This is a genomic window from Poseidonibacter sp. (assembly GCF_041821165.1).
Classification (GTDB): domain Bacteria; phylum Campylobacterota; class Campylobacteria; order Campylobacterales; family Arcobacteraceae; genus Poseidonibacter.
Map to the genome: position 1 here is coordinate 1 of NZ_JBGUES010000051.1, position 13,288 is coordinate 13,288.

The window sequence follows — 13,288 nt, forward strand, 5'->3', positions numbered from 1 at the left end:
AAGAGCATAAATATAAAGGAGAAGAGGAAAAAGCTTTACTTACATTAGAATTAAGTTTTATAAAAAGACTTCCTTTTAAAATAAGAAATAAGCTAATTGAAGATGTAAATATTAGGAAAAAATTTGATTTTGTATATCCTATGCAATTATGGGATAAGACTGTTGATTTAGATAAACTTTTAATAGAAATTGAAAATGTTTTAAATAAAGGAATAAAAGCAAGATTTGAGAATTTTGACATATATTTAGATAATAATGAAATTTTGATTAAAAATTTAAAGACATTAGATATAAAAAATTTCTCTGATGTCTTTTATATATTATCTCAAAATAAAAATATAAGAAAAGAAATTATTGATAATAATGATGAATGGTTTGACTATAAAAAAAGTCGAAAAAAAGAAATTATAAAAAAAATTCAATCAGTTCAGAATCCACTAAAAAGATTTGAAGAGCTTGAAAAGTATAAAAGATTAAGTCCTGAACACTATTATTATTCTCTTTTTGATGAATCAAAAAAAACAAACTTAATTGATTTTAATTACATTGTTCCTGAAAATATATCTTTAATATCGAATTATTTTAGGTTTGAACTTATTGATGATTATAGTAAAAATAAGAAGATGTATATAAATGAACTTTTAAAAGACAAGCACTTAGCAACTTCCTTACATAAATTATTTGCTTTACCTCAAGAACTAACTATGCAAGTCTTTATAAAAGTAAATAGTTTAAGCCATAAAAAACAAATAGATATGTTGAAAGAATATAGTAAAGTAGTTGCTACGCCTTTAAATATATTCCATTTAGTTAAGTTGATAAATAATACGGCAAGAAATAAGAAGTTTGCAAAAAGAGTAATAAGACGAATATTAAATGAATTTTCTAAGAATTCGTTAGTTGAAATAAAAGCTTATTTAGCTGTATATAAATATATGTATTATAGATTCAAAAAAGAGTTTGATATTGAAAGAAATCTTTTATATATGTTGAGTTTTGGACATACTGATAAGGTTTTTAGAAATTTCTTAGCTTTAGGTATTGATATAGAACAACTAGAAAAGATATTCACTCAAAAAACAAAATTTGATAGTCGTGAGATATTTGATTTTGAAAATAGAACAAATGTACTTCATCCTTTGGAACTTAATGGTATTAGTTTTCTATTTAAGGGACTGAATTACTCTTTAACAGATAATTTATGTTTTGATATCTCTGTATTTAAAGATTTTGCATTTATGGAAGATAATAAAATACCTTCATATCAATTATTTAAGGATTTTAGTTTATTTGATAATAAATGTAATTCTTTTATGAATAAAGACTATGAAAGTTTATTTAATAATGTATTTGAGAATGAAGAGAATTATTTCTCAAATAGTTTTTTGATGAAATTTTCTGATAATACGGTTAATGATTTAAAAGAATTTCCTGAAAAGATTGTCCTTTTTAATGGTTTAAGTGCAATATTTGGTAATAAGAGTATTTATAAAGAGAATAGAAATGATTTATTGGATTTAATGAATAACATCAATTTTAAAAAGGTTGATGATAAATATTATATTATAGTTATAAATTTTATTTCTAAGCAAAATATTTATTTAAAAGATAAAAAATTGCATGAAAAGATTAAAACTGAAGTTATATCTAAATGTATACTTTATAATACAGAAAAAGAATTAAGTCCATATTTTGATATTTTAGTATATTTATCCATCGGCTCAAGTGATAAAATTGAAGACAGAATTTTATATTTTGCTAATCTGCTTAGAGAAATAGAAACTGATTTAAATAGAAATTTATTAAAAGTTACACTGAAAAATATAGTGATGAGTTTACCATTAAATGAATCTAATATTTTAAGTGAATATTTAGTTGATTTAAGAAGAAAATAAAATAAACATTTGTACTTAAGATAATGTTGTCATAACTTCTATTGATCTGGCAACAAGAAATAGGACATAAAATTCTGGATAATCTTTTCCTCAACCTCTAGATTTTGGAACACGAAGCAGTTATATTAGTTTTCCATGTTCCACAAATTGTTCAAAAACTAAAAACTTCAAAATTCCACAAACCTAAAGGGATTATGGAACAAAAAAAGATGAGCTTGTAAATCATATATTTAAATCTCCATCTAATCTCCCTTCAAAAATATAAGCAATTGAAAAGTGTTAAACTCCAATTCCTAATAGGCATTGACCATTTTGAACTTTCATAAGCACCTTTTGTTTTAGTGAGTTTTCTAAATGTCTGGTGCGACCTAAAAATACACCAATATGCAGTGCAAAATAATACCATTTATTAGAAACATCTTATTATCCTGCTTCTATTTTTTGTTTTAATCTATAGCTTTCTCCTGTAATATTTATTAAATGTGAATGATGAATTAACCTTCTTATATTGCTGTTCTTAAATATGTCCTTCCTTTAGAATTTAATATTCTACCGATTTGACACTAAGTTTTTAATACTCCTCTTTTATTTTCTATGTCTGTATTTTAGTTGTCACTCCACACATCCATTAACTTTATTTTATAAAACCAATGGATAAGATGTAGATATTTAATCATTATAAGTATATTTTATTAAATCAATTAAGTCTATTTTAGAAAAAGATGAACTTCTCATACTTTTAAATATATTATTGATTTTATCTTGTTCTAAAGATTCAAAAATTGGTATAAATTTAATAAAATCATTTTTGGGATTTCCATTAAGTTGAACTTTTTCTTCTCCATCTAAAAAAGAAGTTAGTCTTATTACATCTTTTAGATGTTTACCATCGTAATTTGATGTACCCTTTATTAGATTTAAATGTGCATGAATTTTAAGTGGTATTAGCACTTCAGGTGTTGCTATATGTAAGCCATCCATATTTGTAGTATATTGAGTTAATAAATTAAAATAATCTCTATCTAACAAAATAGCAGATAAATAATCATAAAATTCAGGAGTTTCGATGGGAATAATATGTCCATCCGTTACAATTGCTGAATCCTCATCATGGATAGCAAATAATTCTAATTGTTCAGGATATGATTTATCTTCACTATCTAAAAATCTAAATAAATTATGCTTTGAATCATTCTTAGTTCTTTGCTTAGTTTCATATTTTGCTTCTTTTACAAATCGAAGTATTTTTTTAATAAATTCTTCATCATTTTTAGATATTACAACTAAGTCAATATCTTTTGTTGCACGAACTATAAAACCCAAGTCTTCTGCAATTAAAGCAGTTGCTAGTCCACCAATAATTACATAGTTTTTTATATCCTCTTTGAAGTAATCTTTAAATTTTTCTATTCCTTGTATCAATATATTATTCCTTGAATTTTATTATATAGTTCATCTATCGCATCTTTTAATCGTGTATCTTCTTTATCAAAGTTTTCATTTATTGAAAGATAGAGAGAAATGGGGTCAATAATATCTTCTTGAATTAAATTAGGTTGGTATCTCCATAACTCAATTTGAATTAGATCGTTATCATATCTTTTATTATAAATTTCAATTTGATTATCTCTATTAATATATTTTGTAAAGTATTCTTTATCAACAGCATAAATATCTTCATTATTAATAATATTTGTATAGTGAGATAATGCACTATATGATGATAATATTCTATTGTCAAAATATCTTAAATCACTACTATTAATATAAATATCTTCAATTTTTGGATTTTTTAGTGTTAGTAATATTTCATTAATATCAATATTAGAATTTATGTAATATATTTTTTTTCTACCAATAGTTTTAAGATGTAAATATTCAAACTCATAAAGTTCTTTTAACGCTCTACTTGCACTCATTGGTGTTACATTAAATTTTTTTGCACTATTAGATATGTTAATCTCATCATTTAAGATACTATTAGTGTAACTTTTTAATAATTCAGATATTAAAATCATTTGAGCAAGTTTTGATATCTTAGTATTTTTTTTCATCTTTTGTTTATTTGAAATATCATTAATGTATATAAGTAATTGGGGTAAATAAATTGTTTCTTTTGATACAAAAGATATATTATTATCAATTAAATATCTTTTTGTTGAACTACTTATATCAAGAATATTTAAAATGATTGGCATAACTAAAGATTCATAGAATAGCGATAAATGTTTTTTAATTGATTTTATATCTTCATCTTTTGTAGTAAGAACAAGGCAATCAATATTTTCTATTTTTATAACACTTATATCATAACTTTTTTTTATTATAAAAGGTATAGACTTAGCATAGTTTAATTTGCTATCTTTCTTATAAACTTTTAAATGTAATATCTCTTTTAATGTATTTATTAAATTTTCCATATTTTATTATAACATAAAATAAATCTAATTAACATAACATATGTTACATGATAAACTTTAAGGTTATATTAATAATATACTAAGTTTATATAAATTGTTGTTGTATAAAAAGTATTGATTGTCTATGTCCTATTTAGTGTATCCACATCAGTCTAACGCCTTATTGGGGAATATCTCTTCCTTAGTGAGTCAATTCAAAACACCATATACAAGTATGCTGGCAATAAATTCTGCCATAACTGCCTCCTTGTATTGGAATTAACTTTTATTCTAACCTTTTGTTACTTCTCCATTCTTTAACTCAATATACCAATCTCTTTTTCTTGAATCCTTGTTATAATTGTGCAGTACAATAGTAGGATAAGTCTTAGGCATATATCGAGTACCTAAATTTATACAAAATGATGCTCTTGCTGATACGAATAAGTGAATCTTACTTTTCTTATTACTTAGCTCACCCATTATATTTGTCAATTGTTCTAAAAGAGATTCTTGAGTAATTTGACCTTCAACATTATTTATACCTAATGAATCTTCCAATACTAGAAACAAAGTATCATCTAATAATTCTTCTGGGATACTATCCTTTTCAATTGTAAAAGAGTTAGATATAGCGATTCCTACTTCATCTTTACCATTGTATTTCAATTCATTAACTTTCTCTTCAAGATTAATATCTTCAAAGTTAACTCTATACTTTATTCTAGTTCCATCTTGATTTGGTATATACCAAACCTTCTTATCTCTATTAAAGTCAAGAATTGAAACCTTTGAAGCATATGCACTACCAAAGTTACTTCCCATTAGATATAAATGAGGGAATCCGCCTAACCCTGCAATATACGTATTCTCTACAGACTTATTTTTACTTCTTGGCTTAACTTCAAACTTCTTATCATTAGTATAACTATCAATTACATCATCTATTTTATAAGTATTGATTTTTCTTTCAACTTTTGACAAATTAGTTCTTCCTTCCTCAGGAAGAAAGCTTTTTTTAAAACTTTCTTCTGAATCAAGCTCTGAATCACTAATATAATATAAGAAATTCTCTTTCTTAGAAGCAATCCTTGAGTCTTCTATATTTTTCTTAAATATCAGAACTACACCTGAAACAATTAAAAAAGAACCAACCGCATATTCAATTAATGAACTGGTATTATCCCATCTAAAAGAAAAACTATCAGAAGTGAAATTATATGAACCTGTTGCAAAAAATAGTGTCCCGAGTACAACTAAAGTTAAACCTACTTTATAGACACTCAATTTTCTTGACATCAAGTACTGAAATATATAATCTATAATTTTATTAAGCAGCTTCATGTACAAACTCCTTTAATAATTTCTTTAATCGTCTATCATATATTTTGTCTGCTTCATCTATAGCAGTTACAAAAGTACCAATTTCTTTTTTCTTTGATGAAGAAGTATTTTCTTTTTTATATTTAGGATTCAATTCTCTATCAATCTCATCTCCAGGTTCTACACCTCCTCCTTTCCATTCTCCAGTATAAAGCCATTCTTCAAAATAGTACAACCAGTGAATAATCCAAGGTACATATTGCTGTCCAATCTCTTCATATTGACTATACTCATTTAAATGAGGATAGTGTAAACACAATCGATACCTCTCATAATCGTATAGATGAGGGATTGGCGTATTGTCTTTTTTTAACTTGTTTAATGAAGGGGTTAATACATAAGCATAAGGGCTGTAACCTTCAATATAGACAAGTAAGATTTTATACACTCTACTTAATGATGTGGGTTGCAAGTCAAACTCTACCCAATTAATAATTGATAATTTTCTAGTTATCCCTATTTTCTTTTGTACCTCTCCCTTGTTATAGTCCTTTATTCCAGCTCTATCCAAATAGTTTAATAAAAAGATAAATCTTTGTTTAGCTAAGAGGGTACCTTTATGACCAAATTTACCAACTCCCATTAATGTACTCCAAAGAATTTATTTTCTTTTACTGTAACAGTAGCTTCAGATGCAGTAAGAATACCAGTAGCAATCTTTCCAATATCTCTACCATCCTTTACTTCTTTATTGAAAGATTCAATAACTCTATTTGAAGAATCTTTCCCATAAGATTTTTCAAGAACTCTCCCAATCGTATCAATACCACTTTGTTTCTGAAGTTCATCAAGTTCTTCAAAAGCTGCTTTTTGCCATTGTCCAAATGCTTTAGCATATTCAATATCATCATTCCACTTTTCTGCAAAATTCTCTTTTTCATTTGTTGGATTAGCAACCTTAAATCCATCTTCTTTCTTTATAAACAGATTCATCTGCCCTACAATATCTTTCATCATTTTAAATGGACAGTTATACTCTACTCTATCAAATACAATTTTTTCATAAGATTTTGTAGCTAATGTTGTAATTAATATAGAGATTGGTTTGTACTCTTCTGGAGCTTCTTTTCTTTCTATAAAATAATAATCTCTATGTTTTTTCAAAAGTTGTATTGTTCTTCTCAATAATCCCTTAAACTCATTATTATCTGGAATATCTTCAACTGTATAACTCTCATTAATAGCTTTTACAGAAAGAGCAGAATCAAATGATACAAACCTTTTTAAAACAAAGATAGGCATTAACTTAGCAATATCAGAAAACCATTTAGCTAATCCTTTTGGATTACTATCTTTCCACTCTTTTAACTTCTTATCAGGAACTAATTCTGCAGTATCTGTATAGTGAAATACTTCTGCTTCTACAAAAGCATTACTTATTGCTGGTGTAATATCTAAATGAAATTCAGATTTATAATTGATTGTCCAACATCTATTTTTAGATTCACAAATATCTTTATATGGAGACTTGTCTTCTTTTAATCTATCACCAATTATTTTATGAATCATGTCAGAATTATGACTTGAGTTTACATTAGGTAAAAGTATTACTAGGTCTATATCAAACTCATCTTTTTTATGAGGTTTTACAACCGTTCCTAATTTCATAGAACCTTGCAGATATATATCTGCACCTTGTAATAGTGGGTTTGTAGATTCTCCTAAGTATTTTGCAACTGCATAATACTTTTTCTCTGCTTCTTTAAACATAGAATCAGTAATATCTAACCCTTTAGTAAGTTCTTCAACTATTTTCATAGGTAAAGCATTTGTTTGAGTTTTACTCATATATTTTTTCCTTTTTCATAGGTTGGTGTTACAAAAAAGGATATATTGAATAAAATAATAGATTCAAGATCTCATTTATTTTAATTTCATGTACATTAAACTATAATCTTTTTGAAACTTCGTATAGATTAATTGTACTAATATAACCGATTTTAGTAACACTTAATTTATAGAAAAGCGTGTAAGTAACCTGATTGCCGTCAGGTTATACGCTTAAAACAATAACTTTCAGTGTTCAAATATCAACTTGCTTTTATTTCATCATACTCCTTATATTAAATTGTATTTAGAAAACTCTCCATTATTTAACATGGTTAATTCTACTATTTTTTTTAAAGAGCTATAGAATATATTGCATATTGCAATATATTCTATAGTTTCTTTTTCATAATCGTTTTATAAACATCAAACTTTATAGTGTTTAATATCAAGTATCTCACTGCGGACACCCTTTTCTATCTTCCGTAAAATGTTTGTTTTGTTTCAAATGTTCTAACTCATCTACAAGTAAATGCATTTTAGTAGAAGGATCGTCTGTACCTGCACTTTGTGCTGCTTTATAGCTTGCTATACTATTTACCCTAGCTGTTGCAAGCTTTTGTGCTATTAGTGTTTTTGATAACGCTCTGTTTGCTTTTTCATATCCAGGAATATGTATTTTTAATGCTGTACTTATAAGCTGTCCACAAGGACTACTTCCTCCTGTACCAAAACTTTTTGTAGTTTGTACATTATGCATTAAAATCCAATATTCAAAACATGGTACAGAAGTAATTGCACATAATACTGTATCACATTGTTTCCGTGCACTTTCGTTAAAGTTTTTTATATCTTGTAAAGCCGAAGCATAAGTTGGATGCTGATCTTTATCAATGACACAATAAACTTTTGCATAAGGATTTCCAGCCTTACAAGCTTTTTTTATCTCATCTTTTGCATGCTTTACTACAGAATTTGGTGCTGAACCAGATGTAGGGTCAACAACAACTGCAGCTTGGTTTAAAGAAAAATGGTGCTTTAACTCTTCTAAATAATTTGGCTCCGTTTCTTTCCCTTCACAAACTATTAAAACAGTGTCCCCAGTGTAACGAGTTTGTTTTTTTCTAGTCCCTACACTTCTTTTTCTACTCTTCCCCATCAGTCTTAGCCTCCATAGAATTTACGATACTCTTAAAGTATGGTAATGCTCCATATCGACCACTAAAATAACTTTTCTCTATATCAGTAACACCTTTTCTTGGTTTAAACTCAATTAATGAAAAATATTCACTTGCTTTATTATTTTTTTCACAAAACCAAATTTGATCACGTCTAAAAATCTCTTGTGTCATAACAGAAGTATCATGAGAAGTAAAAATTAACTGTGCATTACTTGTATTCATTTCTTTGTTATGGAATAATTCTATTAAAAATCTAACCATTAGAGGGTGAAAATTATCATGGAGTTCATCAATTACCAATACATTCCCACTTTCTAAAGAATCAATCCAAGGACCAATAAAGGCTAAAAATTTTCTAGTACCATCAGATTCATCATCAAAGTCAAAATGAATACTCTCACCTTGTAAACTCTTATGAACAGAAACTACATCAAGCATTTTTTTATCTTTCAAATCTTCACAGATTTTTTCTCTTATATCTTCTGGCATATCAGAAGGTAAACTTGTTGAATCAAAATCTTCTTCTGTAATATTTAATTCCTCAATATCTAAATCTGCTACATTAAGAAAGTCATTAATCCTTTTTTTATACTTTTCTTTCTGATATAAGTCATATGTAAATCCAGGATCAAGCCTTACTGTACTCTCTAATATGTGAAAAGTATCATTAAACCAATCATAAACTGGCTTTAACTGCTCACTATTTAATTGTGTAGCAGTTGATAAGAATAAAGCATTTTTACGAGTTGATTCACTCCATATCTTTTTATTACCTGAAAACTTTGAACCAAAATACCATTCTGTATCATTTTTACTTTCTTTATATTCTCTTTCAAACCAAGTTTGTGAAGCTCCTTCAGGAAACGCATAAAGCCATTCTTCTAATATCATTTCACTGTTTACCATAAATCCATATTGATATCTTACGTTCTTAGAAATAAATATTACTTCAAATTCTGTTGGTTCATTTTTTGTTTCACTATCTAATAAAAAAGGTGTGATAGGTAATTTTGTTCCTCTTTTTATCTTTGAATCAGAATCTAAAATTAATTCTCGCATAGTCTTCATAGCTTTTAACAAATTACTTTTCCCAGCGGCATTAGGCCCATAAATAGTCGCACTGTTAAGTAGCTTTATTGACTTTTTCTTTTCTGGTGTAGTAAATGTATTAGTATCTTCTAACTCTTTAGCACTCGACTTTACCATCGATAATGTTTGTTCTTCTTTTATAGAACGATAATTTTTAACTTTAAACTCAATTAGCATAGATTTAACCTTTTTATTAATCAATAAGCATATTTTGGCATATTTTTGCAAAAAAATCAAGTTAATTAAGTATCAATACCATTAAAATAGACTTTCTTGACATTTTATTGCAAAAAAGATTTTTGATTAGACTTATTTCTTATTCCGTGTAGTACTTTAATATTTAATTCCATTAGCTTATTAAACTGATAAAATCAAATGAGTAACGAGCAACATTTATCTGTGAAGAAACTAACTCCTCTTCTTTAATTATCATTTTAAAATTCTTTACACTGTACAATTGTTCTATAAAACCTATGATATAGTCAATATTGGGGTAAAATCTATATATTTCTAATTGAGGCATAAGCTTATTATACTCTCTGGCTTTAGAAACATTTGAATTTTCAATTTGAAACTGGGCTCTCATAACTTGGTCTTTAACTCTTATATCTTCAAAATAATAAACTGCATACCTTTCATAGCCACTTATTGTTAAGTGCAAAGGTAAAATACACCAGTAGTGCAAAGTAAAAGTGCACTACTTTATTAATAAAAATAAATACAATAAACTCTAAATAAAATATTTGGAGTGAGTATGATTGATAAAGAGGAATTTACTGTGATACATACTTTATATAAAAGAGGATATTGATCCGGCTACACTAATTCATACTTAGAATTTAAAGAAATTCTGAGCTAAAATAAGAATTAGTGAGGATAAAATGAGAAATAGTAAATACACAAGAGAATTTAGAGATTGCAAAAATCACTCCTATACGAACACCGTATCACTTTTGATTCGAACACTTTTGATAAAAAAGTGTTACGTAAGTTTTAGTTAAGATTGAGATATTTTCCAAATTAAACTACACTTCTAAAAAGAACTTTAGGAGTGATAATGAGGAGAGTTTCTATGAAACAAATAAAAGAGGTACTAAAGTTAAAGTATAAAATGGATTTTTCATTTAGAAGAATTGCTAAAAGTGTTGGCATATCAGCATCAACTGCATTAGACTATTTTAAAAGATTTGAAATAATTTTAATGTCACTTGTTGAATTTATTCTATTTAGATTTCACTATTGTATTTATGTTCTAAACTGGAGAAATTATATTTCTTTTTATAAAACATTTTAAGTTCTACTTCGTTAGAATTATTCAAGTAAATGTGTGACTGCATGGATAGCTATTATGAAGCTCTGTTTCATAAAACAAGCTTATCTTGTTCCATCTACTAAAATTATAATAAGCTGTAAAAAGCTATGGATACATTTTAGAGGCACACAATGATAACTATTACCTTCCTATTAATTAATCCCTTAATAATTACTACCTGTTCTTCTAAAATTATTCCTATAAAGGATAAGTAATGATGGAGAAGAAAATTGGTCTATTTTTTGATGCAGAGAATATAAGTGCAAAGTTTGTTGATGAAATATTTGATGAACTAGCAAAGGTTGGTGAAGTAATAATAAAAAAAGCTTACCATAATTGGAGTCATCCACAGTCTCAATCTTGGCAGGAAAAACTACAAGAGTTTGCAATTAATCCTATTCAAATCTTCCCAAATCTTTCAGGAAAGAATGCTGTCGATATTAAATTAACAGTAGATGTTATTAATCTTACATATGTAAATAAGATTGATACTATAGTCATAGTTTCAAGTGATAGTGACTTTACAGTTCTTGCAGCTGATATAAAATCAAAGGGAATTGAAGTTATAGGTTTTGGAGAGGTAAAGACTCCTGATTCTTTTAGGAAAGCTTTTTCATCGTTCTACGAGCTACCTAGAAAAAAGAAAACACCTTTAAATATTTTAAGAGATGCTATTAAGAATACTAGAAAAGATGATTCATATGCTAACTTATCAGATGTAACAATATATCTTAAGAATAAGAATTCCTCTTACAATGCACAGAACTATGGTGCATTAAAATGGAGTGATATTATTAAGGAGTATGATGATTATTTTAAAATTGAGTATAGGAATAATAAAAGTGTTCTTTTTGTAAAACTTTTAAATTGATTTTTAACAAGAGAGCAATTATCTCTCTTTTGTTATTACTTTAAATAAATTATCATTAGTTTTCTATAAGTTCTAAATTGAAATTATTTTTTAACAATCTCTTCTTTTTTATCTATTTCATCTACTTTTTTTTCAGACTTACCAACAATTAGATTTTTTGTTTCAACTACACCTTTTGCTGTAAGAGCAAGTGTACCAATAACTGCAAATACTGCTACTGCACCAACATAAGCAGGAGCATTAACTGTATGTTTCATTGTTTTAACCGCTAAATTATCTGTTTTCTTCACAGCACAACCACTTAATAACGCAACAGCTAAGATAGCTACAATAATATTTTTTTTCATTTTTTCCTCTTGTTAGTATAATAAAATACAAGCTTTATTCATAATTGTATTATATACAATAATTATTATTTTCAATGAATTATTATGTAAATATTACAATTCAGTATAGAGTTTTTACAAGTAGCAAGTGATGTGAGGAATTTATTAAAATCATCACATCAAGATTATAAGAGATTGTATAATAATATTTAATTGATGAATTACTAGTTACTCATGTAATAAATTTAAACGAATAAAAGTTAATTTTATGCTTAAGTATACAAAGAAAACAAGTCATTAAAGTTAGAACTTAATTAAAATAATCATCTCTTATTTCAATAGATAAACAACAAATTTATAGTTAAATTTTTTAGATCTTTCTTATTAAGTAAAAGATAAATTAAATTGAAAAAATAAAGTGAATTAATGAAATAAAATTTAAATTAAAAATGAATTACATTTATGTAAAAATATTTTTAAAAAGTAATAAAAAAGATTTTGTAGTTGTATTTGAAAAAGCATTTGAGAAAATTGTTTTATTAAAATCTTCTAACGATTCCACAAAAAGAATAGAAGAAAAGAATGCTACTAAAAAAAAGAAATTAATTAAATAGATATGAAGAATTAACCAATGAATCTTAATGATTTATTTACAGATAATTTTAGATACAAACTATGTAATTTTATAAATGCATTATTGTACAAAACTAAAGAATCAATTTGTTTTAAGAAGAAGAATTAGAAGAAATAAATTAAAGAGTTGCGAAGAGAAAAAGTGATGCGAAAAAGTTTAAAAGAGTAGAAGAAAATATTCCAATTTTTTTTAAAATAGCTAATGTTTTAAAAGACAAAAATAGAATGTTTGAAGAAGATAACGTATTGATGTTTAATAGATTATCGAAATTATTTCAAGTAGATTTAAGTGGAAATATTACATTTAAAAAGATGATTTTAAAGAGTAGGTTTTTATTGTGACAAGTCGAAACTTGAAGAAAAAAAGAACTAGTAAGGTTATGAAAAAATGAATAAAAAATTTTGAATTTAACGAAGTGATTTGTTTAAATA

13 protein-coding genes and 1 pseudogene are annotated in these 13,288 nt (G+C 26.2%); 3 read left to right on the forward strand and 11 right to left on the reverse strand.

All coding sequences use genetic code 11. From position 1 onward, the window contains the following. Nucleotides 1-1,895, forward strand: a 1,895-nt coding sequence (locus ACERKK_RS05890) for a hypothetical protein (protein WP_373772157.1), incomplete at its 5' end; no start/stop codon positions are given. A gap of 222 nt (nucleotides 1,896-2,117) precedes the next feature. Here the strand turns inward: ACERKK_RS05890 and ACERKK_RS05895 are convergent. From ACERKK_RS05895 to ACERKK_RS05940, 10 genes and pseudogenes are all read right to left on the reverse strand, one after another. Next, nucleotides 2,118-2,259 (reverse strand): annotated as a pseudogene (locus tag ACERKK_RS05895) (IS256 family transposase); the annotation flags it as partial. A gap of 59 nt (nucleotides 2,260-2,318) precedes the next feature. Further along, a complete protein-coding gene (locus ACERKK_RS05900) occupies nucleotides 2,319-2,420 on the reverse strand; it encodes an ATP-binding protein (protein WP_373772169.1) in 102 nt (33 codons plus the stop codon). 144 nt (nucleotides 2,421-2,564) lie between these two features. Further along, nucleotides 2,565-3,317 carry a hypothetical protein gene (locus tag ACERKK_RS05905; RefSeq protein WP_373772158.1) on the reverse strand — a complete coding sequence of 251 codons (753 nt, stop codon included), beginning with the start codon at nucleotides 3,315-3,317 and terminating at the stop codon, nucleotides 2,565-2,567. Continuing rightward, a complete protein-coding gene (locus tag ACERKK_RS05910) occupies nucleotides 3,314-4,315 on the reverse strand; it encodes a hypothetical protein (RefSeq protein WP_373772159.1) in 1,002 nt (333 codons plus the stop codon). The genes ACERKK_RS05905 and ACERKK_RS05910 overlap by 4 nt, the downstream gene beginning before the upstream one ends. A 270-nt stretch (nucleotides 4,316-4,585) precedes the next feature. Next, complete coding sequence (locus tag ACERKK_RS05915; RefSeq protein WP_373772160.1) at nucleotides 4,586-5,638, reverse strand: SAVED domain-containing protein; 1,053 nt, start codon at nucleotides 5,636-5,638, stop codon at nucleotides 4,586-4,588. Then, entirely contained in the window at nucleotides 5,625-6,260 is a 636-nt protein-coding gene (locus ACERKK_RS05920; protein ID WP_373772161.1) for a hypothetical protein, read from the reverse strand. The genes ACERKK_RS05915 and ACERKK_RS05920 overlap by 14 nt, the downstream gene beginning before the upstream one ends. Next, entirely contained in the window at nucleotides 6,260-7,465 is a 1,206-nt protein-coding gene (locus tag ACERKK_RS05925; RefSeq protein ID WP_373772162.1) for a nucleotidyltransferase, read from the reverse strand. Before ACERKK_RS05925 ends, ACERKK_RS05920 begins: the two co-directional genes overlap by 1 nt. Before the next feature lie 436 nt (nucleotides 7,466-7,901). Further along, nucleotides 7,902-8,603 (reverse strand): RloB family protein, encoded by a 702-nt coding sequence (locus tag ACERKK_RS05930; protein WP_373772163.1) that lies wholly within the window; start codon nucleotides 8,601-8,603, stop codon nucleotides 7,902-7,904. Further along, nucleotides 8,590-9,891 carry an ATP/GTP-binding protein gene (locus ACERKK_RS05935; RefSeq protein ID WP_373772164.1) on the reverse strand — a complete coding sequence of 434 codons (1,302 nt, stop codon included), beginning with the start codon at nucleotides 9,889-9,891 and terminating at the stop codon, nucleotides 8,590-8,592. Before ACERKK_RS05935 ends, ACERKK_RS05930 begins: the two co-directional genes overlap by 14 nt. Nucleotides 9,892-10,063: 172 nt before the next feature. Next, nucleotides 10,064-10,375: a hypothetical protein gene (locus ACERKK_RS05940; RefSeq protein ID WP_373772165.1), complete on the reverse strand. Its 312-nt coding sequence runs from the start codon at nucleotides 10,373-10,375 to the stop codon at nucleotides 10,064-10,066. Between the two features lie 411 nt (nucleotides 10,376-10,786). Between ACERKK_RS05940 and ACERKK_RS05945 the strand changes: the two genes are divergently transcribed. Both ACERKK_RS05945 and ACERKK_RS05950 read left to right on the forward strand, forming a co-directional pair. Then, nucleotides 10,787-11,008: a hypothetical protein gene (locus tag ACERKK_RS05945; RefSeq protein ID WP_373772166.1), complete on the forward strand. Its 222-nt coding sequence runs from the start codon at nucleotides 10,787-10,789 to the stop codon at nucleotides 11,006-11,008. A gap of 232 nt (nucleotides 11,009-11,240) precedes the next feature. Beyond that, a complete protein-coding gene (locus ACERKK_RS05950; protein ID WP_373772167.1) occupies nucleotides 11,241-11,897 on the forward strand; it encodes an NYN domain-containing protein in 657 nt (218 codons plus the stop codon). Between the two features lie 83 nt (nucleotides 11,898-11,980). On the opposite strand, the gene ACERKK_RS05955 is transcribed toward ACERKK_RS05950, so the two are convergent. After that, on the reverse strand, nucleotides 11,981-12,244 hold the full coding sequence (locus ACERKK_RS05955) for a hypothetical protein (RefSeq protein ID WP_373772168.1): 264 nt from the start codon (nucleotides 12,242-12,244) through the stop codon (nucleotides 11,981-11,983). Nucleotides 12,245-13,288 lie beyond the last annotated feature (1,044 nt).